This window comes from Streptomyces sp. NPDC025793, from assembly GCF_055558375.1.
Window position 1 is genome coordinate 69,909 of the sequence record NZ_JBVHMR010000006.1, and the last position, 21,659, is coordinate 91,567.

Annotated in this window: 23 protein-coding genes; 13 read left to right on the forward strand and 10 right to left on the reverse strand. The window is 73.8% G+C overall.

Features of this window, described 5'->3' with window-relative positions; translation table 11 throughout:
- Positions 1-126 precede the first annotated feature (126 nt).
- Positions 127-1,014: an MBL fold metallo-hydrolase gene (locus ACZ4MF_RS14620; RefSeq protein ID WP_467492355.1), complete on the reverse strand. Its 888-nt coding sequence runs from the start codon at positions 1,012-1,014 to the stop codon at positions 127-129.
- A 362-nt stretch (positions 1,015-1,376) separates the two neighbouring features.
- Here ACZ4MF_RS14620 and ACZ4MF_RS14625 point away from each other — a divergent pair, with 362 nt between their 5' ends.
- From ACZ4MF_RS14625 to ACZ4MF_RS14645, 5 genes are all read left to right on the forward strand, one after another.
- Positions 1,377-2,324 carry an ABC transporter ATP-binding protein gene (locus ACZ4MF_RS14625; RefSeq protein ID WP_467492356.1) on the forward strand — a complete coding sequence of 316 codons (948 nt, stop codon included), beginning with the start codon at positions 1,377-1,379 and terminating at the stop codon, positions 2,322-2,324.
- On the forward strand, positions 2,321-3,166 hold the full coding sequence (locus ACZ4MF_RS14630; protein WP_467492357.1) for an ABC-2 transporter permease: 846 nt from the start codon (positions 2,321-2,323) through the stop codon (positions 3,164-3,166). Before ACZ4MF_RS14625 ends, ACZ4MF_RS14630 begins: the two co-directional genes overlap by 4 nt.
- 59 nt (positions 3,167-3,225) lie before the next feature.
- Positions 3,226-4,488 carry a sensor histidine kinase gene (locus tag ACZ4MF_RS14635; protein WP_467492573.1) on the forward strand — a complete coding sequence of 421 codons (1,263 nt, stop codon included), beginning with the start codon at positions 3,226-3,228 and terminating at the stop codon, positions 4,486-4,488.
- On the forward strand, positions 4,485-5,153 hold the full coding sequence (locus tag ACZ4MF_RS14640; RefSeq protein ID WP_467492358.1) for a response regulator: 669 nt from the start codon (positions 4,485-4,487) through the stop codon (positions 5,151-5,153). The genes ACZ4MF_RS14635 and ACZ4MF_RS14640 overlap by 4 nt, the downstream gene beginning before the upstream one ends.
- Positions 5,154-5,312: 159 nt before the next feature.
- The gene (locus ACZ4MF_RS14645; RefSeq protein ID WP_467492359.1) at positions 5,313-6,125 is read left to right on the forward strand and encodes a LysR substrate-binding domain-containing protein; all 813 of its coding nucleotides are present in this window, start codon (positions 5,313-5,315) and stop codon (positions 6,123-6,125) included.
- A 111-nt stretch (positions 6,126-6,236) separates the two neighbouring features.
- Here ACZ4MF_RS14645 and ACZ4MF_RS14650 read toward each other — a convergent pair whose 3' ends face one another.
- On the reverse strand, positions 6,237-6,980 hold the full coding sequence (locus ACZ4MF_RS14650; protein ID WP_376288139.1) for a TetR/AcrR family transcriptional regulator: 744 nt from the start codon (positions 6,978-6,980) through the stop codon (positions 6,237-6,239).
- Positions 6,981-7,072: 92 nt separating this feature from the next.
- On the opposite strand from ACZ4MF_RS14650, the gene ACZ4MF_RS14655 reads away from it, so the two are divergent.
- From ACZ4MF_RS14655 to ACZ4MF_RS14675, 5 genes are all read left to right on the forward strand, one after another.
- Entirely contained in the window at positions 7,073-7,942 is an 870-nt protein-coding gene (locus tag ACZ4MF_RS14655) for an NmrA family NAD(P)-binding protein (RefSeq protein ID WP_467492360.1), read from the forward strand.
- A gap of 80 nt (positions 7,943-8,022) precedes the next feature.
- On the forward strand, positions 8,023-8,718 hold the full coding sequence (locus ACZ4MF_RS14660; RefSeq protein WP_467492361.1) for a lytic transglycosylase domain-containing protein: 696 nt from the start codon (positions 8,023-8,025) through the stop codon (positions 8,716-8,718).
- 94 nt (positions 8,719-8,812) lie between these two features.
- Entirely contained in the window at positions 8,813-9,106 is a 294-nt protein-coding gene (gene tatA / locus ACZ4MF_RS14665; protein WP_467492362.1) for a Sec-independent protein translocase subunit TatA, read from the forward strand.
- A gap of 134 nt (positions 9,107-9,240) precedes the next feature.
- On the forward strand, positions 9,241-9,816 hold the full coding sequence (locus ACZ4MF_RS14670) for a TerD family protein (RefSeq protein WP_467492363.1): 576 nt from the start codon (positions 9,241-9,243) through the stop codon (positions 9,814-9,816).
- Positions 9,817-9,953: 137 nt separating this feature from the next.
- Positions 9,954-11,222, forward strand: coding sequence for a KAP family P-loop NTPase fold protein (locus ACZ4MF_RS14675; protein WP_467492364.1), 1,269 nt, complete (start codon positions 9,954-9,956; stop codon positions 11,220-11,222).
- A gap of 48 nt (positions 11,223-11,270) precedes the next feature.
- Here ACZ4MF_RS14675 and ACZ4MF_RS14680 read toward each other — a convergent pair whose 3' ends face one another.
- From ACZ4MF_RS14680 to ACZ4MF_RS14695, 4 genes are all read right to left on the reverse strand, one after another.
- Complete coding sequence (locus ACZ4MF_RS14680; protein ID WP_467492365.1) at positions 11,271-12,002, reverse strand: polysaccharide deacetylase family protein; 732 nt, start codon at positions 12,000-12,002, stop codon at positions 11,271-11,273.
- 170 nt (positions 12,003-12,172) lie between these two features.
- On the reverse strand, positions 12,173-12,838 hold the full coding sequence (locus ACZ4MF_RS14685) for a DedA family protein (protein WP_362820105.1): 666 nt from the start codon (positions 12,836-12,838) through the stop codon (positions 12,173-12,175).
- A gap of 101 nt (positions 12,839-12,939) precedes the next feature.
- Positions 12,940-13,743, reverse strand: a complete 804-nt coding sequence (locus ACZ4MF_RS14690) for a polysaccharide deacetylase family protein (RefSeq protein WP_467492366.1) — start codon at positions 13,741-13,743, stop codon at positions 12,940-12,942.
- Entirely contained in the window at positions 13,740-15,122 is a 1,383-nt protein-coding gene (locus tag ACZ4MF_RS14695; protein ID WP_467492367.1) for a glycosyltransferase, read from the reverse strand. The genes ACZ4MF_RS14690 and ACZ4MF_RS14695 overlap by 4 nt, the downstream gene beginning before the upstream one ends.
- A 142-nt stretch (positions 15,123-15,264) precedes the next feature.
- On the opposite strand from ACZ4MF_RS14695, the gene ACZ4MF_RS14700 reads away from it, so the two are divergent.
- Both ACZ4MF_RS14700 and ACZ4MF_RS14705 read left to right on the forward strand, forming a co-directional pair.
- Positions 15,265-15,675: a BlaI/MecI/CopY family transcriptional regulator gene (locus ACZ4MF_RS14700; protein WP_467492368.1), complete on the forward strand. Its 411-nt coding sequence runs from the start codon at positions 15,265-15,267 to the stop codon at positions 15,673-15,675.
- Between the two features lie 20 nt (positions 15,676-15,695).
- Positions 15,696-16,703, forward strand: a complete 1,008-nt coding sequence (locus tag ACZ4MF_RS14705) for a M56 family metallopeptidase (protein WP_467492369.1) — start codon at positions 15,696-15,698, stop codon at positions 16,701-16,703.
- Positions 16,704-16,735: 32 nt separating this feature from the next.
- On the opposite strand, the gene ACZ4MF_RS14710 is transcribed toward ACZ4MF_RS14705, so the two are convergent.
- Both ACZ4MF_RS14710 and ACZ4MF_RS14715 read right to left on the reverse strand, forming a co-directional pair.
- Positions 16,736-18,022, reverse strand: a complete 1,287-nt coding sequence (locus ACZ4MF_RS14710; RefSeq protein ID WP_467492370.1) for an FAD-dependent oxidoreductase — start codon at positions 18,020-18,022, stop codon at positions 16,736-16,738.
- 196 nt (positions 18,023-18,218) lie between these two features.
- A complete protein-coding gene (locus ACZ4MF_RS14715) occupies positions 18,219-18,806 on the reverse strand; it encodes a rhodanese-like domain-containing protein (protein ID WP_467492371.1) in 588 nt (195 codons plus the stop codon).
- A gap of 96 nt (positions 18,807-18,902) precedes the next feature.
- On the opposite strand from ACZ4MF_RS14715, the gene ACZ4MF_RS14720 reads away from it, so the two are divergent.
- Complete coding sequence (locus ACZ4MF_RS14720) at positions 18,903-19,190, forward strand: metal-sensitive transcriptional regulator (protein ID WP_356024145.1); 288 nt, start codon at positions 18,903-18,905, stop codon at positions 19,188-19,190.
- 39 nt (positions 19,191-19,229) lie between these two features.
- Here the strand turns inward: ACZ4MF_RS14720 and ACZ4MF_RS14725 are convergent, their stop codons facing one another.
- Both ACZ4MF_RS14725 and ACZ4MF_RS14730 read right to left on the reverse strand, forming a co-directional pair.
- Positions 19,230-19,979 (reverse strand): sulfite exporter TauE/SafE family protein, encoded by a 750-nt coding sequence (locus ACZ4MF_RS14725; RefSeq protein ID WP_467492372.1) that lies wholly within the window; start codon positions 19,977-19,979, stop codon positions 19,230-19,232.
- A 112-nt stretch (positions 19,980-20,091) separates the two neighbouring features.
- On the reverse strand, positions 20,092-21,465 hold the full coding sequence (locus tag ACZ4MF_RS14730) for a rhodanese-like domain-containing protein (protein WP_467492373.1): 1,374 nt from the start codon (positions 21,463-21,465) through the stop codon (positions 20,092-20,094).
- Positions 21,466-21,659 lie beyond the last annotated feature (194 nt).

The window sequence follows — 21,659 nt, forward strand, 5'->3', positions numbered from 1 at the left end:
GTGCCGGGCCGGGTCCCGGGACCCCACCGGCCCCCCGGGGCCGCAACCACCACCTCCGGGCTGGTTCCCCACTGGGTTGTCCTCCGGGCCCGCCCCGCCCCGCCAGGACTCCCCTTCACGTCGCGGTCACCAGCGCACCGCCGTGAAGTCGATGGGCTGGGGCCGCAGTTCGCGGGTGCGTGCCGCCAGGCGGCGCAGCCGTGCCGTCATGTCGTCGGCCGGGAGGTGGCATCGGTCGCCGTGGCCCGGCAGCAGCCACTCGAAGCGCAGCCGGTCGACGGTGCGGGCCAGCGAGGACGCCAACTCGCCGATGGAGTACCAGGTGACGGTCTCGGCCACCTCGATGTCCCCGGTACCGCGCGACCAGTAGAAGCTGTCGCCGCTGAAGCAGTACCGCTCGTCCGCGACGAACAGCACGCTGCCCCTGGTGTGTCCGGGCAGCGGGAAGGCGGTCACGCCGTCGGCGATCTGCGTCGGCTCGGTGCCGCGCAGCACGCGGTCGGCGTCCGGCGCCGCGTCGAGGTCGCCCTCGTGGATCCACAGCCGCGCGCCGAGCCGGTCGGCGTACCGTCGGCCGTGTGCCACGTGGTCCCGGTGGGTGAGCAGGACGTCGGTGACACGGCCCAGTCCCTCGTAGCGATCGGCCAGCGCCGTGCTCCAGCGCGGGGTGTCCACCAGCATCGCGGTGCCGTCGGGGCGGCGCAGCAGGTAGGAGTTGGCGCCCGCGGTGCGCGGGGAGTTGTGCCCGCACAGGAACACGGCGTCGTCCAGGGCCAGCGGGAAGGGATCCTGGGCCGCGTCCAGCCGTCCGGACGGAGGGCGCACGGACCGGGTGTGGCACGCGTTCGCGGCCAGGTGCATCCGCCGCACCTCGTCCCGGTCGCGCGGCTGGCGCAGGACCGCCGAGCGGCCGTCGACCTCGCCGATCAGGCCGGGGGCCAGCTGCCGGGCGACGTCGCAGTTCGTGCAGCGGTCGTCCACGTACCAGCCGTCCCGTAACTGTTCGTCGCCCATGGCCCGTTCCTCTCCTCGCGGCACTTGCCGCCCCTGTTGCCGACCCTTCAGGGGTATCCCGCGCCGGACGCGTATCGGAAGGGGGTCCGGGCCTTGTACTTGCGCGGGCGCGCTGCTCTCGGACGGCCTTGACGGGCGTCGAGCGCGTCGGTCCGGGCCGCGGAGCCGGCCGTGTCGGACCAGGCCGGCACCGGCATCGGGGCCCCCGAGCCGCGTGCGGGCGGCGGGCGTAGTACCCGGGTACCACGCCCCGGGCCGGGTTCAGTCCCCGGTACCACCGGATCCGGGGGGTGTGGATCTTAGCGTGGGCGGTGAGCCCCGGCGGTTATCGGCGGGCGCCGCGTCCGACAGAGAGAACGCGCATGATCGAGGCACAGCAGCTGACCAAGAGGTACGGCGAGAAGACGGCCGTAGACGGGCTGGACTTCACCGTCAAACCCGGTACCGTGACCGGCTTCCTCGGCCCCAACGGCGCCGGGAAGTCCACGACCATGCGCATGATCGTCGGGCTCGACGCCCCGACCAGCGGCTCGGTCACGGTCAACGGCCGGCCCTACGCCCGGCACCAGGCGCCCCTTCAGGAGGTCGGCGCGCTGCTGGAGGCGAAGTCGATCCACCCGGGCCGCTCGGCCTACCACCATCTGCGCGCGCTCGCGCTGACCCACGGGATTCCCCGCAGCCGGGTCGACGAGGTCATCGACCTCGCCGGTCTCGGCAGCGTGGCGAAGAAGCGCGCCGGAGCCTTCTCCCTCGGCATGGGCCAGCGGCTCGGCATCGCGGCCGCGCTCCTCGGCGACCCGCAGACGGTGATGCTGGACGAGCCGGTCAACGGACTGGACCCGGAAGGCGTGCTCTGGATCCGCAACCTCCTCAAGGCGCTCGCCGACGAGGGCCGGACCGTGTTCGTGTCCTCCCACCTGATGAGTGAGATGGCCCTGGTGGCCGACCACCTCATCATCGTGGGGCGCGGCCGGCTGCTGGCCGACACCACCGTGCCGGACCTCATCGCGGAGGCGGGCGGCGACGCCGTGAAGGTCGTCACGGGCGACCCGGCGCGGCTGCGGGACGTCCTGGCCGGGCCCGGCGTCGACATCACCGGCCGAATCGGTTCGGAGGAACTCCAGGTCACCGGCCTGAGCGCCCGTGAGATCGGGTCGACGGCGGCCGAGCACGGGATCGCGCTGTTCGAGCTGACCCCGCGGACGGTCTCGCTGGAGGAGGCCTTCATGAACCTGACCAGGGACGCCGTCGAATACCACGGCTCCACCACCGCCGCCGAGACGCTGGAAGCCGCCGGGAGGCCCGCATGAGCACCCTGACCACCACGGAGGCCGAGGCACCCGCCACCGCTCCCGCCCGCCCCGCCTACCGGGTCACCGGCCGACGCGTGCTCTCCTCGGAGTGGGCCAAGCTCTGGACGCTGCGGTCGACCTGGATCACCCTCGGCCTGGCCCTGCTGTTCATGGTCGCGTTCGGGCTGATCGCCTCCGCCCGCTACAAGTCCAACATCGACTCGGGCCACCACATGGACGGGGACTTCGCCCGCTCCACCGCCGTCAGCCTGTCCCTCTTCGGTACGCACTTCGCCCAGCTCGCCCTCGGCGTCCTCGGCGTCCTCGTCACCGCGGGCGAGTACTCGACCGGCATGATCCGCTCCACGCTCGCCGCCGTACCCCGCCGGCTGCCCGTGCTGTGGTCCAAAGCGGCCGTCTACGGGCTCGTCGCGCTCGTGGTGGCGACCCTGGGAGCGTTCGTCACCTTCGGGATCGGCAGCGGGATGATCTCCGGCACGCCCGCCGCGATGGGCTTCTCGCACGCAGGCGTCGCCCGCAGCCTGCTCGGCGCCGGGCTGTACCTCGGCCTGGTCGGTGTCATCGGCGCCGCCCTGGGCGCGCTGCTGCGCTCCGTCGCCGGCGGCATCTCGGTTCTGGTGGCGACGCTCATGCTGATCCCCGGCCTGATCTCGCTGCTGCCCAGCTCCTGGCAGGACAACATCAACCCGTACCTGCCGAGCAACGCCGGCGAGTCGATGTTCGCCCTCACCCACGACAGCACCACCCTGTCGCCCACGGCCGGGCTGCTGGTCTTCCTCGGCTGGACGGCACTCGCGCTGGCCGGTGCGGCGTACCGGCTGGTGCGCAGCGACGTCTGACCGCCCTGCACCATGGGCAGGTGACACCTTTGACGACCACCACCGACGACATCGGCGGCATGGGGCCGCTGCTGGCCCGGATCTCCCGGGCCGGGCAGCGGCTGCGGCAGGCCGACCGCGCCCACCCCTGGGTGCTGGACACCGCGGTGGTGGTCGTCGTCTTCCTGCTCTTCTGCCTGCCGGACCTGCTGCACGGGCACACCGGGGACGGCGACGCCCCCCGCCGCCTGCGGCTCGCCTTCACCCAGCTTCCCCGGGCCGCCGTGCTGGCCGTTCAGGCGGGGCTGGTGCTGCCGCTGCTGTGGCGGCGCCGCCGCCCCATGGCCGCCTTCGGTGCCGTCGCGGCCGTCTTCGTCGTCCAGTGGTCCCTCGGTGCCGTACTGCACGCGGACGTCGCCCTGTTCATCGCCCTGTACAGCCTGACCCTGCACGGAAGACCGCGGCAGTGGCCGTGGGCCGGCGGGGTCATGGCCGCCGCCGTCATCCTGGTCGCGCTCCGCGCGTCGGCGGCGGTGTCCGTATGGGACGCGCTGTTCGTCCTGCTCAGCATGACGATCGCGGCCCTGGCGCTCGGGCTGATGGTCCGGATCCGCCGGGCCCAGCTCGCCGGGCTGCGCGACCGCGCGGCCCGCCTGGAGATCGAGCGCGACCAGCGCAGCAGGCTCGCGGCCGCCGCCGAACGCGCCCGGGTGGCCCGTGAGATGCACGACATCGTCGGACACAACCTCTCCGTCATGATCACTCTCGCCGACGCCGGCGCGTACGCCACGGACGCGGCCCCCGAGCGCGGCAAGCAGGCGCTCGAACTCATCGGTGACACCGGCCGCATGGCCCTCGGCGAGCTGCGGCGCGTCCTCGGCGTGCTCCGCGAGGACCCGGACGACGACACGCCCCGGCCGCCCGAACTCAGTCCCCAGCCCGGCATCGCGGACCTCCCGACGCTGTGCGACGGTGTCCGCACGGCCGGCCTGGACGTCGTCTACCGGACCGTCGGCGACGTGGACGCCCTGGACAGCGGGGTGCAGCTGGCGGTCTACCGCATCGTCCAGGAGGCCCTCACGAACACCCTGAAGCACGCCGGAGCCGACACCCGGGTGACACTGTCCGTGGTCGTCGAGGACACCCGCCTGCTCGTCCGGGTCCGGGACGACGGACCGGCGGCCGGGCACCCGGCACCGCCGAACGAGGAGGGACACGGCCTGGTGGGCATGCGAGAGAGAGCCGCGCTCTACGGCGGACACGTCAGCGCCGGACCCGCGCCCGGCGGTGGCTGGGCCGTGGCGGCCACCCTCGACCTGACCCCCGAGAGGGGTGACCGGTGACGACCGTGCTCGTCGTGGACGACCAGCCGCTGCAGCGCTTCGGGTTCCGCATGCTCCTCGACGCCGTCGCCGAGACGGAGGTCGTCGGCGAGGCGGCGCACGGCGGCGAGGCCGTCCGCAAGGCCGCCGAGCTGCGCCCCGACGTCGTCCTGATGGACGTCCGCATGCCGGGCATGGACGGCATCGAGGCCACCCGGCGCATCACCGCCGCAGGCGACCGCTCCCGGGTCCTCGTGCTGACCACCTTCGACCTGGACGAGTACGTCCACGCCGCGCTCCGGGCCGGGGCCAGCGGTTTTCTGCTGAAGGACGCGCGTCCCGAGGAACTCCTCGCCGGGATCCGCGCCGTCGCCGCCGGTGACGCCGTCATCGCCCCGTCCCTGACCCGCCGCCTCCTGGACGAGTTCGCCCGCTACGGTCCCGTACCCGACGGCGACGGCACCGACGACGCCCGGCTGCGGTCCCTCACCGACCGCGAGCGCGAGATCCTGGTCGCCGTCGGCAAGGGCTGGACCAACGGTGAGATCGCCGCCCGTTTCGTCCTGTCCGAGTCCACGGTCAAGACCCATGTCGGCCGCGTCCTGGCCAAGATCGGCGCCCGCGACCGCATCCAGGCCGTGATCTTCGCCTACGACCACGGGCTCGCCCGCCCGAACGCCCGCTAGGCGCTGTCGTCGCCTCCCCGTCGTCGCCCGAAGGGCGTGCCAGGCGTCGCGAGCGGACGGGAACGTGACGACAGGGCCCGGTCCACCGGTCACCCCGGCGCCGCGTCACACTCCGGCGGCGACCGCCACCCCCAGGGCAAGCAGCACGGGCCGCTCGCCGTGACGAACCGAGACAGCGCGGCGCGCCCCTCACCGAGGCCGGCGCCCTGCTCGCCGTGCCCGGGCGGACCGTCGACGCGGCGGCGGAGCAGGCGGCCACGGACATGGGGGCGCTGCTCGGCCACCTGTCCCTGCGCCTGCGGGTCGGCGCCTTCCAGGCCGCCGCGCTGCACCTGGTGCCACCGGCGCGGACCGCCCTGCGCCACCGCCCTGCGCCACCGCCATCCCGACGCCGACGTCTCCGTGGTCGACCTCGCGTCGGACTGCGGGCTGGGCGAGATCACCGCAGGCCGCCTGGACCTGGCGCTCGTCGCCTTCTTCGGCGCCGCCCCCGGACTGCCGCCGCGCGTGCGCGTGCACCGGCTGCTGCACGACCCCATGGTCGTCGTCCTGCCCGACGACCATCCGCCGGGCGCCCGCACAGCGCCGGGCAGCCCGCTGCGTCTGGAGCGGCTGCGCGATGCGTCCTGGGTGGCGATCCTGGCCGGTCACTCGGCCCGGGACCAGCTCGACCGGGCCGCGGGCGAAGCAGGCTTCAGGCCCAGGGTGCGCTTCGAGACGGAGTCCTACGACGTGGCCCAGGCCCTGGTCGGCGCGGGCAGCGGCGTGGCCCTGGTCTCGCGCCTGGCCCCGACCGACACACCGGGCACCACGCACCGCGAACCCGTCCGGCCGCGACCGTGCCGCGAGATCCACGCGGTCGCCCAGGCCGGCACGACGCTCAGCCCGCTCGTCGAGGTCTTCCTCGGCCTGCTGCGCGATGTCGCCCGCGAACGGGCCGCCACCTGGCGGGAGTCCGCGGCGAGCGACTGACGGCCGGGGCTGAGCCGCCCGGCGGGGGTGACCGTCAGTGGCGCCGCGCGGTCGTCCGGCATGAGGGTGCGGGTGAGGTACGGCCGTCCTGCGTCGCAGCGTCGCGGCGCCTCAGTCCTCGGTGGCGAGGCGGCCGAGCCACTCGCGCAGGAGGTGCTGTTCCGCGCCGCTGAGAGCCGTCTGGTCGGGGAGCGCGGCGCGCAGGGCCCGGGCCGCGCCGGCCGGGCCCGGCTTCCGTACGGCCGGCTCCGCGTGGGTGACGGCGGTGACCATGGCCTCCCGCAGGGCCGTCAACAGGGCGGACCTGCGGGAGCCTTCGGGCAGGGACAGCCAGGTGAGCACCGCGCCGCGTGCCGTGGCATGGATGATCGCGGCCGCCAGTTCCTCGTCCACGCGCAACCAGCCGCCGGCGGCCAGGCGCCGGATACGGCCCCGCAGGATCTCGATGCCGGTCCGGTAGGCGGCGGACGCGGTCGCCGAGGGCTCGCTGTACATCAGCGTGTAGAGCGCGGGATGGGTCAGTCCGAACTCGACCGCGAGGTCCCATCCGGCCCGCAGGTCCTCGATGAGGTCCGGGGGATGCGGGTCGACGCGCTTGGACGCGAGAAACGTGGCGAAGCCGTGTTCGGCCACCGCCTCCAGCAGCCCGTCCTTGTCGCCGAACAGGCGGTAGATGGCGGGCGGCTGGACGCCCGCCGCGTCGGCGACCGCACGGGTGGTGACCGCGTCGCGGCCCCCGGATTCCAGCAGGCCGATCGCGGCCTCGACGATCCGCTGCCGGGGCTGCTCGTGACCGGGGGAGGCGGGAGCGGGATCGGCGGCGGCACCGCTTCTGCTGTGCGAGGAGGACGGCATGTATCAACGATATCGAATTTCTGTTTCCTTCGTTAGTGTCGGTGGTATCGTCAATGTGATTCCACTGGAACCCCTACCTTCCGGAGTGCATCGTGATCATCGTGACCGGAGCCAACGGACACCTCGGACGCCGTGTCGTCGACCGACTGCTGACGCGGATCCCCGCGGAGCGTGTCGGCGTGAGCGTCCGCGACGCGAGCAAGGCGCAGGCCCTCGCCGACCGCGGAGTTCGGGTACGGCAGGGCAGTTTCACCGATCCCGCGAGCCTCGCCCACGCCTTCGAGGGCGCCACCCAGGTGCTCCTGGTCTCCGTCGACAAAATGGGCGAGGAGACCGTGCGGGAGCATCGCGGCGCCATCGGGGCGGCCGTCACGGCAGGCGCCCGCCGCATCCTCTACACCAGCCAGATGGGCGCCTCGGCCACCTCGCACTTCCAGGCCTGCCGCGACCACGCCGCCACCGAGTCCGCCCTGCGCGCCTGCGGCGTGCCGTTCACCTCGCTGCGCAACGGCTTCCATGCCGCCAGCGCGCTGCTGTTCCTCGGCTCCGCCCTGGAGACCGGCGAGATCGCCCTCCCGGAGGACGGGCCCGTGTGCTGGACCACGCACGACGACCTCGCCGAGGCCGCCGCCGTCGTCCTGGCCGACGAGGGCCGCTTCGACGGTCCCACGCCGTCGCTCACCGCCGGTCAGGCCCTGACGTTCGCCGACATCGCCGCCCTCGCCACCGAACTGACGGGCCGTGCCGTCAAGAGGACCGTCGTGTCCGACGAGCGGTTCCGGGAGCAGATGGTGGGGCAGGGCGCCCCCGTCGAGGTCGCCGACCAGCTGCTGGGCATATTCGCCGCGAGCCGGGCCGGCGAGTTCGGCGCCGCCGACCCGGCTCTGCCGGACCTCCTCGGCCGCGAACCGGTCACGATGGACACGGTGCTGCGCGACCGGCTGCCGGAGGGCGGTGCCTAAACTGATCCGGCGCGTGTGCGCCGGCCGATCCGCCAGGTGGTCGCATCGGCGTGCGCGGCCGACTCCCGGAGGGGACGGGCATGCCGGATTCCGTGCGACCGAGGCGCCACCGCTGGCTCGCCGTGGCGGTCCTCGCCCTGGCGCTGTACGTCGTCCTGCGCGCCGCGGGACTCTTCGGCGGCGACGACGACGGCGACGACACCCCGCCACCGGCGAAGGCGTCGGCCACCGCGCCGACCCCCTCGTCCGGCGCCTCGCCTCCCACCTCCACTCCCTCGGCCGCCTCGTCGTACGACCCCGCCCAGTACGCCGCACAGGTCCGCACCCGGGCCCGGCAGACCGGCGTCAGCGCCCAGCTGCTGATGGCGATCCTCTACAACGAGGCCTACAAACCGCACGACCCGGCCTTCGAGCGGGCCTGGCAGAAGTACAAGCCGGACGCGGCCTTCGGCATCGCGAACATGCACCGGGCCACCTTCGACGGGGTCAAACAGGGCCGGGACTTCGCACGCCGCAGCTGGGACGAGCTGCCGGACGACCGCGGCCTCGCGATCGAGGCCGAGGCCTGGTACCTGCACGACCTGGCGGACCAGCTGCCCGCCGACCGGACCGCCGCCTACTCGAAGGACGACCTGCTGGCGCTCGGCTACAACGCGGGCGCGGGCAACATGCTCGCCTTCGCCCGCGGCGCGAGCCCCGGCAGCCAGGCCCGCTCGTACCTGGACCGTCTGCACGCGAACTGGGCCAAGGCGGGCAAGGCGGTCGGCGCGGACTGAAAGCGATTGCCGATCTCCGGCGCCCGCCCGGGGACGCGGCACGGACACGGTTGTACAGTTGCGCAAAAAGGCAATCTAGAGAGGGGTGGGCGCGATGCTCCGCAACGGACTGGAACCCTGGCACCTGCTGGTCGTGGCGATCATCATCATCCTGCTGTTCGGGTCGAAGAAGCTGCCGGATGCGGCCCGAGGCCTGGGCAAGTCCATGCGCATCCTCAAGAGCGAGGCCAAGGCCATGAAGGAGGACGACGCCCCCGCGCCCGCCGCCGCTCCCGCCGAGGACACCGGCACGGCCGCGACCCCTGCGCCGGCCCCCCGCCTCGCCAAGGGCGCGTCCGAGGCGACGGAGACCACCGCACCGGCGACGGAGAACCACGCGGCGCACTGACGCGGCCCCCTGCGCTCCCCGACCGGTGCCTGACCCCGCGACGGTTCAACCTTTGCGCAAATTATGGAACCGCGACGGTGAGCAGGACGTTCAACCCAGTGAACGGACAAGGACCGCAGTCGGAAGGACGAGTCGTGGGAGTTTCCCTGGGCAAGGGCGGCAACGTGTCGCTGAGCAAGCAGGCACCGGGCCTGAGCGCCGTGGTGGTCGGACTGGGCTGGGACGTCCGGACCACCACGGGCGCGGACTACGACCTGGACGCCTCCGCCCTGCTCTGCGACGCCTCCGGGAAAGTGGTCTCCGACCAGCACTTCGTCTTCTACAACAACCTCAAGAGCCCCGACGGATCGGTCGAGCACACGGGGGACAACCTCACCGGTGAGGGCGAGGGCGACGACGAGTCGATCAAGGTGAACCTGGCCGCCGTGCCGGGCGATATCGCCAAGATCGTCTTTCCCGTCTCCATCCACGACGCCGACGTCCGGGGCCAGAGTTTCGGCCAGGTGCGCAATGCGTTCATCCGCGTCGTGAACCAGGCGAACGACCAGGAGATCGCCCGCTACGACCTCTCCGAGGACGCCTCGACCGAGACCGCGATGGTCTTCGGCGAGCTGTACCGGCACGCCGCCGAGTGGAAGTTCCGCGCGGTGGGCCAGGGCTACGCCTCCGGCCTGCGCGGCATCGCCCAGGACTTCGGCGTCAACGTCTGACGGAACCGGCCGCTGCCCGGCCCCTCCCGCCCGCCGGTGCCGTGGGAAGGGGGCGCCGGATCTCCAGCTCTCCTGACAGACTGGGCAGCCGAACCCGCCCTCGGGGCAGGTGACTTCCGCAGACAGGAGCAGCCTCGTTGCGTCCCCTCACCGACAACCCGGTCATCGGCCCGCAGGACGACTCGTTCCATTTCGGCCCGTACGTCGACGTCCTGCACGCGGCGGTGGAGCAGGCCGCACCGCTGCCGCTGACCGTCGGCGTGTTCGGCTCCTGGGGTGCGGGCAAGTCGAGCTTCCTGCGGCTGTGGGAGCGGCGGTTCGAGGCCGGTGCCACCCGGACGATCTGGTTCAACCCCTGGAAGTACGACCGCAAGGTCGAGGTCTGGGCCGCACTGCTGCACACCATCCTCGCCGAGATGGAACAGGTGCCGACCCTCCGGGACAAGGCCGTCCGGCTGGCCAAGGCCGCGACCTGGCTCTCGGTCCGTGCAGGTCTGGGCGCCGCGGCGGCGCTCGGCACCGGCGGCGTCGTCAAGCGCGAGGACGTCGACGACCTGCTGAAGGGCCTGTCCGAGGGGGACGCGGAGCAGTACCGGCAGGTGAACCACTTCGAGACGGACTTCGCCGATGCCGTACGGGAGTTCGTCGGCGAGGACGGGCGGCTGGTGGTCTTCGTGGACGACCTCGACCGCTGCACCCCCGAGTCGGCGATGACGGTGCTGGAGTCGCTGAAGCTCTTCCTGGCGCAGTCGCAGTGTGTCTTCGTCCTCGCCATGGACGTCGACGTACTGGCGGCGATCGCCACCAACAAGTTCGGCGAGTCCCTCAAAGGGGCGCCCGCCGAGGTCGCCTCCGGCATGGCCTACCTCGAAAAGATCGTCCAACTGCCGTTCTTCCTCCCGGACGTGGGGTTCGGCACCCTCCGCGAGGCCTTCACGCCCTACGTCTCGGAGCTGGCGGACGACCCCCTCTTCTGGGAACTGCTCCAGCGCGGCCTGGGCGCCAATCCGCGCCGGCTCAAGCGCTACGTCAACGTCTTCAACATGGCACTGGCCGTCTCCCGCGCCCAGTTGCCGGCCGGCCGGATCGACCGGGAGTACCGCCTCCAGCTGGCGGCGCTGCTCATCATCCGCACGCTGCACCGCGGCTTCTTCCACGTGCTGAGCGTCGATCCGGAGTCCTGGCAGACGCTGGTCAGGTGGTTCGAGCAGGTCCAGATCAATCCGATGAGCCGGCAGAACACCCTGCAACTCCCGGAACACCTGCGTGACTTCGCCGGTGACGCGGTCCTGGAGCGCCTCTTCACCCCCAGCGGCGGGGAGCGGCTGCGACCGCCGGCCGGCCCGGTCGTCCAGGAGATGATCAGCACCCTGCGCAGCACCGCCGGCCCGGTCGATCCGCAGTAGCCCCGAGTCCGCCCGCCGCGCACCGCTGAACCTGGCTGCGGGCGGCGCTCAGGGGCCGTGGCGATAGACCTGGCCGGGGATCAAGTCCCCTGCTGAGCCGAACAGTTGGGGGACGGTGACCAGATGGTAGCCGCGGGCCCGGAGTGCGCGGACGATCGTGGGGACGGCCGACGGGGTGGTGGCGTACCGGTCGTGCAGGACGACGATCGCGCCCGGCCGTACCCGGCTCAGCACCCGGTGCTCGATGACCGGCGGATCGTGGAACTTCCAGTCCCGGGCGGTGACGCTCCACATGATCACCGACATGCCCTCCGCAGCGGCTGCCGCCCGCACCCGCGCGTCCCACGCCCCGAACGGCGGCCGGAGCAGCGTCGGCCGCTGCCCGGTGACGGAGGCGATCTGCCGTGCGGCGGTGCCGATCTCGTACTCGATCCGGGCGAGCGAGAGACGGGTGAGATGCGGGTGGGTGACGGTGTGGTCGCCGATGGCGTCGCCGGCGCGGTACTCCCTGAGCACGTCCGCCCGGTAGTGCAGCGCGTGCGGCCCGATGAGGAAGAACGTGGCCGGGACGTGCGCTCGTTGCAGCGTGTCCAGGATCGGGGCGGTGTACGGGGTCGGTCCGTCGTCGAAGGTCAGGGCGACACATCGGGTGACCCGGCAGTCCACCCGGTGGGCCGGCCCGGCCGCGGCGACGGGTGCGGCCATGCCCGCGGACAGCAGCCCGACGGACGCCAGGGGAACGAGCGCGCGGGGAAGAAGCCCGTGCCGGAAGCCGGACATGTCTTTCTCCTTCCGTCTCCTTCCGTCCCGGAGGCCGCGGGCCGGCCCCGGTACGTCACCAGCTTCGTCCCAGCGGGTAAGAGCAGGCTGAGAACAGCCGCCCCCCGGCATGGGGGCGGCGAGGCACGACGGATTCGCGGACGGTGCCTCGCGCCGCTCCCGCGCAGCGGTCAGCGCTCCTCTTGCGCGCGCGTCGCCCGGCGGGCGCGCAGGACCTCGGCGAGCAGCGGGATGAGCGAGAGGACCACGATCAGGGCGACCAGCGGCAGCAGATAGCGGTCGACGTTCGGGATCGAGGACCCCAGCGCGTATCCCCCGAGCGTGAGGCCGAGGCTCCACACCAGCCCGCCGACGACCTGCCAGAGCGTGAACGTCCGCACCGGCACGCCCAGGGCGCCCGCCATCGGGTTGAGCACCGTCCGCACCACCGGTACGAAGCGGGCCAGGACGACGGCCTTCGCGTGTCCGTACCGCTCCAGCAGTTCCTCGGCCCGCTGCGCTCCCTCGCGCAGCTTCTTCGAGCGGCTGCGGGCGAGCAGGGCCCCGCCCGCCTTGCGGCCGAGGAGATACCCGACCTGGGCGCCGGCCAGCGCGCCGACCGCGGCCGAGACCAGCAGGGGCCCCAGCGAGAGGTGCAGGCCCTGGTCGGACGAGCCCGTGCAGAGCAGGCCCGCGGTGAACAGCAGTGTGTCCCCGGGCAGGAAGAAGCCGATGAGGAGCCCTGTCTCGGCGAACATCACCACGCCGACGCCGAGGACGCCGAACGCGGCCAGCAGCGAATGGGCGTCCAGCACGTTGACGGCCAGCTGCGCGGCGAGATGCGTGGGTGTGGTCATAGACCCCGAGCCTCCATGAGGGTGACGACAGGCATGCAAAGCATGAGGACGATCCGTGAACTGATCAGGACGAGTGGGGACGCGCGCGGCGTTCCCCGTGTCTAACGGCCGGAGCTGCCCGGGGCACCGGCACCGGCACCGGCAGGGTGAACGTCGGGCACCGTGGCGAGGCCCGGCCACCCGTGGTCGCGGATCGGGCCGACCTCGTAGCCCCGTTCCGCGCAGGTGTCGAGGATACGGGGCAGCGCGCCGAGAGCCGAGCGCCAGGCGCCGGGGGCGGAGGTGCAGTCCGAGTCGTGCAGCAGGATCGTGCCGCCGCCGTCGAGGTCCGCCGTCACCGTCCGGTGGACGGACTCGGGCGTGGCCCGTGCCGTCCAGTCCTCGCCCCAGCAGGTCCACAGCACGGGGGTGAGTCCGAGGCGCCGGGCCGACACATGGGCTGCCGTGGACATGACCCCGTACGGCGGCCGGAAGAGCGTCGGCGGCGTTCCGGTGATGTCGGCGACCGTGTCGCGGGCGCGGGCGAAGTCGTCGTACGTCGCGCGCGGGCCGCGCAGCAGCAGCGGCCGGTGCAGCCAGCCGTGGATGCCGATCTCGTGGCCGGCCGCCGCGATCTCGCGCACCACGCCGGGGGAGCGGTGTGCCTCGCTGCCCAGCAGGAAGAAGGTGGCGCGCACTCCGCGCCGGTCGAGCAACCGCAGGAAGAACGGCGTGGACAGCGGGTCGGGTCCGTCGTCGAAGGTGAGGGCGATGTGGTCCGCGCGGCCCCGGCCGGACAGGCGCGGCATGGTGCGGTTGCGCAGGGGCCCGAAGGTGGAGACGACGGGCGCGCAGTGCACCGCGGCAAGGGCGGCGGCGGGCACGGCGGCCAGTGCGGCCGTGCGCAGGGGGCGGGAGGTCGTCACGAGTGGTGCCCTTCTTCGGTGAACGCCGGCGCGAGCCGGTCCAGGTCGAGGCCGTGGCCCAGGGTGCGCATCAGCGCCGGTCCGTCGTAGGTCGTCACGGCCCCGGTGCCGACGGCGCCTGCCCACACCGCGCAGGCCGCGGCGCCGGTGACCGCGAGCCGCCGGGTGCGCAACCGCCGCCGCCGGCCCGGTCCCGGCGGCGGGGGCGGCGGGCCCGGGCGGTGGAGGCGGGCGATCTCGGCCGCGGGGCCGTCGGCCGGGACGGGCGCGAACAGGGCGAGCCCTGCCTCGCGCTGCCGCTGCCCCAGCGGGCCGCCGACCAGCTCGCCCAGCGCACCCTTCAGGTCGGCCGGGTCCCGGATCCACACGGCCACGCCCGCCTCGTCCAGGGCGGCGGCGTTGGCCGGTCCGTGGCCCGGTATGCAGCGGTAGCTGGCCACGGGCAGGCCCGCGGCGAACGCCTCCAGGGAGGTCAGCCCGCCGGCGTTCTGCACCAGCACGTCCGCCGCGTGCATCAGGCCGGGCATGTCGTCGACCCAGCCGTAGGAGTACGTGATCCCGTCCGCCCGCAGCTGCCGTGCCAGGGCCTCGTTGCGACCGCAGACCACGACCGGGGCGGCGGCCCCGCAGTCGCGCAGCTCTCCGGCGACCTGCCGGACCGGTCCCACTCCCCAGGACCCGGCGACCAGCAGGGCCAGCGGGGCGTGCTCCGGCAGCCCGAACCGAGCCCTCGCGCGGGCGCGTTCGAGCGGGTCGCCGGGGCGGAAGCGGGGGTCGGTGACCGGTCCGCGCACCCGCACGTCGCGGGCTCCGGCCGCGCGTGCCTGCGTCGCGGGCACCGCGTGGGCGGCGAGGTGGACGTCCACGCCGTCCGCGACCCACAGCGGATGCACCGAGAAGTCGGTCAGGTAGGTGACCACCGGGACGGCCAGGCGGCCGGCCAGGCGCAGGTTGCCGAGCACGCGGCTGGCGCCCGGGTACGTGGACACGACCGCGCCGGCGTCCGGGTGCAGCGCGCGCAGCACGCGCTCCTCGGCGGCGCGCAGCAGGGCCCGCGCCGCAGGACCGCTGCCGCCGGCGCGCTCGGTCCCGGCGTAGAGCCGCTGGTAGGCCCAGGGGGCGGCGACGAGCATGCGGTGGTAGCCGTCCCGGACGGCGCGGCCGAGACCGGCGGGCAGCAGGTCCAGCAGGTCGTGCCGGTCGACGACGAAGCCGTCCGCGACGAGGCGGCGCTCCAGTTCGGCGGCGGCGCCGTCGTGGCCGGCGCCGACGCTCGCCGAGACGATCGCGACGCGGCGCGAGGCCGTGGTCGCGTCGCGGGGCACCGGCGGGACGCCCGCGGGCGCGGGCCTCGGCAGCATACGTCCGGGATTGGCCATGGGCTGTCCTCTGCGCAGGTGAAGGAAATACGAAACTACAAGTTGTAGTAGTTCCTGTTTCAAAGCCCGGAGCATACCTCCTACAACTAGTAGGAGACCGCCGGGTAGCCTGGACTGCGGCAAGGCAACGAAAGGGCGAACGGTGAACGGCTTCAGGGATGGCGGCACGCCCGGCAGGCGGGCGCGCGGCGAACTGGAGAGCAATGTGCTCGCCGCCCTCTGGTCCGCGGACGGACCGCTGACGGCTCGCCAGGTGCTGGCGGGGCTGCCGGACGATCTCGCCTACACGACCGTCCTGACGATCCTGTCCCGGCTGTACGACAAGGGCATGCTCGTCCGGCACCGCGCCGGCCGCGGCTACGCCTACGAGCCGGCCCGCGACGAGGCCTCCCACACCGCGCACCGCATGAAGTCGCTCCTGGAGGGCGGTTCCGACCGCGAGGCGGTGCTGACCCGCTTCGTCTCCGAACTGTCCGAGCGCGACGAGCAGTTGCTCCAGCATCTGCTGTCCGGGCCCGAGGGCCACCCCGGCCGCGACGGCGCCGGACACTGAGACGGCGGGGGAGTGAGCCGGTGCTGATCAGCGTCTACGTCCCGCTCGTCGTGACGGTCGTGCTGAGCGTCCTCGCGCCCCGGCCGGCCCGGCGGCTCGCCCCGCGCCCCGCCGCCTGGGCCCTGGCCTGCACCGCGCTCGTGACGACCGTCGGCTGGACGGGCTCGCTGGCGCTGCTGGCCTTCGCCGGGATCGCCCAGATACCCGAGGTGGCGGCCGAGGGCCGCTGGTCGGTGCCGGTCCTGCGGGCCGAGAACCCGGTCCACCTCACCGTCGCGGTCGCCGGCTCCCTCGTCCTGGTCGCGGGGTGCGTCTCCCTGGTGCTCGCCGCCGTACGGCAGGTCCGCCATCTCCTGTGGGCCCGGCGCGAGTGCGCCCGCGTGCCCGGCGACGGCGAGCTGGCCGTCGTCGACACCGATGTGCCCCAGGCCTTCGCGCTGCCCGGAGCGCCCGGCCGCATCGTCGTCTCCCGGGGCATGCTGCGCTGTCTGGACGACGAGGAGCGCGAGGCGCTGCTGGCGCACGAACGCGCCCATCTGCGCGGCCGGCACCACCTGTTCCAGGCCCTCTGGCGCCTTGCCGCGGCCGTCAATCCGCTGCTGCGACCCCTGGCCGACGCGGGCGGGTACGTCCTGGAACGCTGGGCCGACGAGGAGGCGGCGACGCACGTCGGCAGCCGCAGGGTCGTCGCCCGCGCCGTGGGCCGAGCCGCCCTCGCCGCCTCCTCCCGCAGGTCGACCCCGCCCGCGCTCGCCGTCACCGGCGGCGCCGTGCCCCAGCGGGTCCGCGCCCTGCTCGGCCCGCCCCCGCCCCGCCGGACCCTCCCCATCGCCGGCGGAGCCCTGCTGCTGACCCTGTGCTGCGCGGGCCTCGCCAACGCCGCCTCCGACAGCGACAAGATGGTCGACGACGCACAGCGGGCCCAGTGCGCGGCGACGGTCGCGCACGTGGAAGCGGGCGTGCGCCCCGCGCACGCCCGCTTCCACCTCTGCTGCGGCCATCACCGGCCGGGCGAGCGGCGGGGGTAGCGTCCGGCGTCCGGCCCGCGCGGCTGCCGCGGTCAGCGGGCGGCCCGGATCCGGCGCAGGGTGTCCCGGGCGATGCGGGAGGCAGCGAACTCCGTTCCGGCGACGAACCGCATCATGGGCCCGAACACCGGCGCCGCGAGCGACCCGGTGAAGTACAGCCCGGGTACGGACGACTCCAGCGTGCCCGCCAACTCGGGGGCCCTGGAACCCGGTACGCACACCAGCTCCCGGCGCAGCGCGGGGGACAGGAACGGCAGCGCGTCCAGGTCGAGCCGGTAGCCCGTGGCCGCGAGGACGTGGTCGACGGTGAGATCGGACGTACCGTGGGACCCGGTGAGCCGCAGCCGGACCGTGGCCTGTGGTGTCACCTCGGCGTGCGTGACGCGGCTCGCGGTGTGCACCGGTACGACGCCCTCGACCCGGTCCCGCAGCCACCAGCCGCCCGACGGGCCGAGCGCGCGCCGGAACAGCAGGAGCCGCGCGGAGGCGGGCAACTGCCGTACGGCGTGCGGGGCTTTGCACACCGCGGCCAGCACATAGCCGGTGCCCAGGGGCGAGGCCGGCTGGGCGAGGCGCCGGGGCCAGGGGCGGGACAGCACGGGCGTCGCCCCCCACCGCACCCGGCCCTCCCGGACCAGCACCCGCACCTCGGCGCCGGCCTCGTGCAGCAGCGCGGCGCTCTCCAGTGCCGACTGACCGCCGCCGATCACGGCGACCCGCTGCCCGGCGTAGCAGGACAGGTCGGTGTGGTGGCTGGTGTGTGACACAAGAGCCCCGGGCCCGGCACCGTCGGGGGCCAGCCGGCTCAACTGGTCGGGTATGTGGGCGAGTCCGTTCAGTCCGGTGGCCACGACGACGGCTCGGGCGGCCACGTCCCGCCCGTCCGCCGCCCGGACCGTCCAGCCCGCGCCCGTAGTGTCCCGGTCGAGGGACACGACCCGGGTGGGGTCGACGTCACCGACGTACTGCTTCTGGAACCACTGCCCGTACCGCACGAACACGTCGCACGGGATCGGCGTCAGCTCGGTCAGTTCCGGCTCGCCCTGGAGCCGGCGGAAGTCGGCGAGCCGGGCGCCCGGCCCGGGTGCGGACAGATCGGTGGCCGCCGGTGTCGACTTCAGGAACATCCCGGTGGCCATGGCATGCCGCCAACTGCCCATCACCTCCCCGAAGATGTGCACCGGCACCCCGGCCGCCCGCAGATGCGCGGCCACGGACAGCCCGTACGGCCCCGCCCCGACCACGACGACCGGAAGCTCCCCGCGCCCGGCCTGCGCCCGCTCGGCGGCGGGGTGTCGGCCTGGAAGCGACTGCGTCATGCATCCCCCTGCTGGTTTGCTCGCCGCCTTCCCCCGGGCGGCGCGACACGTCGGGATGGTGCGACCGCCGCCGCACTCGTCCCCCCTCCGCCACCGAGTGTGACCCCTCACCCGTCGGCGATGTGTGAAAACGGCGCACGTTGCCTGAAACATGGTCGAACCGTGTGAGGTGCATTGCCCGGCCGCGCGCCCCGGTTCAGCGGGCGCGCAGGGCGGCGAGCGTGGTGGCGAGGTCGGCGGGGCGCGGCCGGTTGTGCGGCAGCTTGCCGAGGACGACCGCCATGCCGCACGTGTCCGTCAGGGCGGAGAAGACCAGGCCGCCGGCGACGCCCGCCGACAGCAGCGCGAAGGCCGGGTGGACCAGCAGGCCGAGCAGCAGGCCCAGCAGGACCAGCGTGCCCGCGGTGAGGCGCACCTGCCGCTCCATGGCCCAGCCGGACCGCGCGTCACAGGCCACGGGCCGCTCCAGGTCGTGTCCGGCGGCGGCGAAGGCGGTGGTGCCACCGGTGAGCGTGGCCGCGGGGATGCCCTGCCCGGCGAGGAACGCGCAGGCGTTGCCGGAACGGGCGCCCGAGGCGCACACCATGAGGAGGCCGCCGCGCCCGGTCGCGTGCCGCAGTTCGGGCAGCGCGTGCCGGAGCTGGTCCACGGGGATGTTCAGAGCCCCGGGCAGATGGCCGGCGGCGTACTCGCCGGGGGTGCGGACGTCGATGACGGTGAACTCGTGCAACCGGGCAGCGGCCTGGTCGGTGCCGAGGGCGGCGGGGGAGAGGGGGCTGGTCATGGCGGAGCCGGTCCTTTGCTGTTCGTCTGCGGTGCGTCGTCGTCCCGCGAGGGGACGTACAGTTACCCCTAGGGGTATTCGGTTGAGGAGTTGATCGTGGAGCTGGAGCTTGAGGGCGAGTCCCTGAAGGCCGTGCTGAACCGGCTGCGGCGGGCGCAGGGCCAGATCTCCGGGGTGATCCGGATGATCGAGGAGGGCCGGGACTGCGAGGATGTCGTCATGCAGCTGGCCGCCGCCTCGCGGGCGCTCGACCGGGCCGGGTTCGCGATCATCGCCACCGGCCTCCAGCAGTGCGTGGCCGACATCGAGTCCGGCCGGAAGAACGGCGAGGACGCCGAGGCGATGCGCGCCCGGATGGAGAAGCTGTTCCTGTCCCTGGCGTGAGCTCTCGGCGGTCCCCGCACCAGCGTGCGCGGCGGGCCGTCACAGCACCGCGTCGGCCAGCATGAAGCCGGCCACCGCGAGCAGGATCACGGCGAAGGCCCGTTGCAGTGTGCGCGCGGGGAGCTTCGCCGACAGACGCCTGCCGTCCCACGCGCCGAGGACGGCCGCCCCGGCGAAGGGCCCGATGAGGCCCCAGTCCAGGCCGCTCGCCGTACCGGCGCGCGTCACCAGCGCGGCCAGCGAGTTGACCGTGATGACGAGCAGGCTGGTGCCCACGGCCGTCCGCATCCGCATCCCGAGCACGCTCACCAGCGCCGGGACCGCGAGAAAGCCGCCGCCCACGCCGAGCACGCCGGTGACCGCGCCGAGCCCGGCCCCCGCGGCCGCCGCCCGGCCCGGCCGTACCGGTGCGGCCGCCTCCTCGGCGGGCGCGCGCCGGCGCACCATCCGCAGTGCCGCGACGCCCGCCACGACGGCGAAGCCCACGGTCAGCACGGTCGCCGGCAGGCGGGAGGCGAGCGCCCCGCCCAGCATGGCCGGGCCGATGCCCGCCGCCGCGAACAGCAGCCCCGTACGCCAGCGCACATGACCGTCGCGGGCATGTGCCGACAGAGCCGTCGCCGAGGTGACGGAGACGATGACCAGCGCGGCCGTGGTGGCCGCGACCGGAGTGAACCCGAGCAGGTAGATCAGCGCGGGGACGGCCAGCACACTGCCACCGCCGCCGAGCGCCCCGAGCGTCAGACCGATGGCGGCCCCGGCGGCCAGGGCGAGGAGCACGGCACTCACGCGACGATCCCGCCCGCGTCGGCCCCGCTGTGGCCGGTGCGCTCGGCTGCCGCCGGCACGGTCGGCCGGTCCGGGGCGCCGGGGTGTCCTGTGAAGAAACTCATCGTGGTTCTCACTTCTGTTGCCCGGTGAGCCCGGCTTTCACGGCCGAGGCGAAGGAGTCGTCGACGGCCACGACGTCGCGGCCCCCGGCGTCCAGCAGTGACGCGGCGATGGCGGCGCGCATGCCGCCCGCGCAGTGCACCCAGACCTGCCCCGCGGGCACCTCGTGGAGGCGCTCGCGCAGTGTGTGGACCGGGATGTGCACCGAGCCCGCGACGAAGCCGCCGGCGCGCTCGGAGGCCCGCCGGACGTCCAGCACGACGACGCCGTCCCGGGAACGCCCGGCGAGATCCGTGAACGTGGCCCGCGGGAAGGACGCCGGTGCCGTGCCCTCGGCCACCCAGTGCGCCGGGTCGCCGGTCGCCGCGGCGGCCGGGCGCTCGATGCCGACCTGTGCCAACTGCCGCTGCGCGGCGGCGAGTTGTTCGGCCGAGTCGGCCAGCAGGGTCACCGGCCTGCCCCAGGGGATCAGCCAGGCCAGGTAGATGCCGAGCTGTCCGTCGGCCTCGAAGTTGAACGAGCCCGCGACATGCCCCGCGGCGAAGGCGACACGGTGGCGCAGGTCCACGACCCACTCCCCGGCGGCGAGCCGCGCGGCGATCTCGTCGGCGTCGGCCACCGCGGGCGGCGTCAGATCGACCGGGGCGGGGCCGTCGGCATTGGCCGGGCCCATGTGCGTGTAGTACGCGGGGACGTCGTCCAGACCGGCCAGCAGCTCGGCGACGAAGGTGTCGACGTCACGGACGAGCGCCGCGTTGTTCGTCTTCTCCTTGCCGATCGTGGTGCCGTCGCCGCCCGCCCGGCCCGTCCGGTTCGACGCGCAGAAGCTGCCGAAGCCGTGTGTGGGCAGCACCGCCGTCTCGTCCGGCAGCTCTGCGGCCAGCCGGTGCGCGGAGGCGTGCTGGGCCCGGGCGAGGTCCCGCGTCAGGCGCGGCTCGACCAGGTCGGGGCGGCCGACGGTGCCGATCAGCAGGGAGCCGCCGGTGAACACCGCGACCGCCGAGCCGTCCTGTTCCAGGGCGTACGACATGTGGTGCGGGGTGTGGCCGGGCGTCGCCAGCGCGCGCAGGACGAGTCCCGCGTCGGCGTCGATGTCGTGGCGGTCGCCGTCGTGCACCGGCACGCGCGCGTAGGCGACCCGGGCGCCGGCGGGGACGAGGTAGGCGGCGCCCGTGAGCCGGGCCAGTTCGAGGCCGCCGGTGACGTAGTCGTTGTGGAGGTGCGTCTCGACCACGTGGGATATGCGCACACCGCGCCGGGCCGCCGCCGCGATCACGTGGTCGATGTCGCGCGGCGGATCGACCGCCACCGCCGTGTGCGCGCCGCCCGCCAGGTACGTGCGGTTGCCCAGCCCCGGCACCTCGATCGTGTCGACGAAGAACATCGGGCACTCCTTTCCAGTGGCGTGAATTACCCCCGGGGGTATGTGTTCGACAGTAGCACGGGTACCCCGGGGGGTATTTTGGAGAAGGGTGCGGAGCTCGGATCGGCGGTGTGATGTGAAGCCAGTCGGGTGATCGACGGGCCGGTCCCGGGCTTGGGTGCGGCCTGTCTCGGGCTCCGCCGGAGAGACTGCGG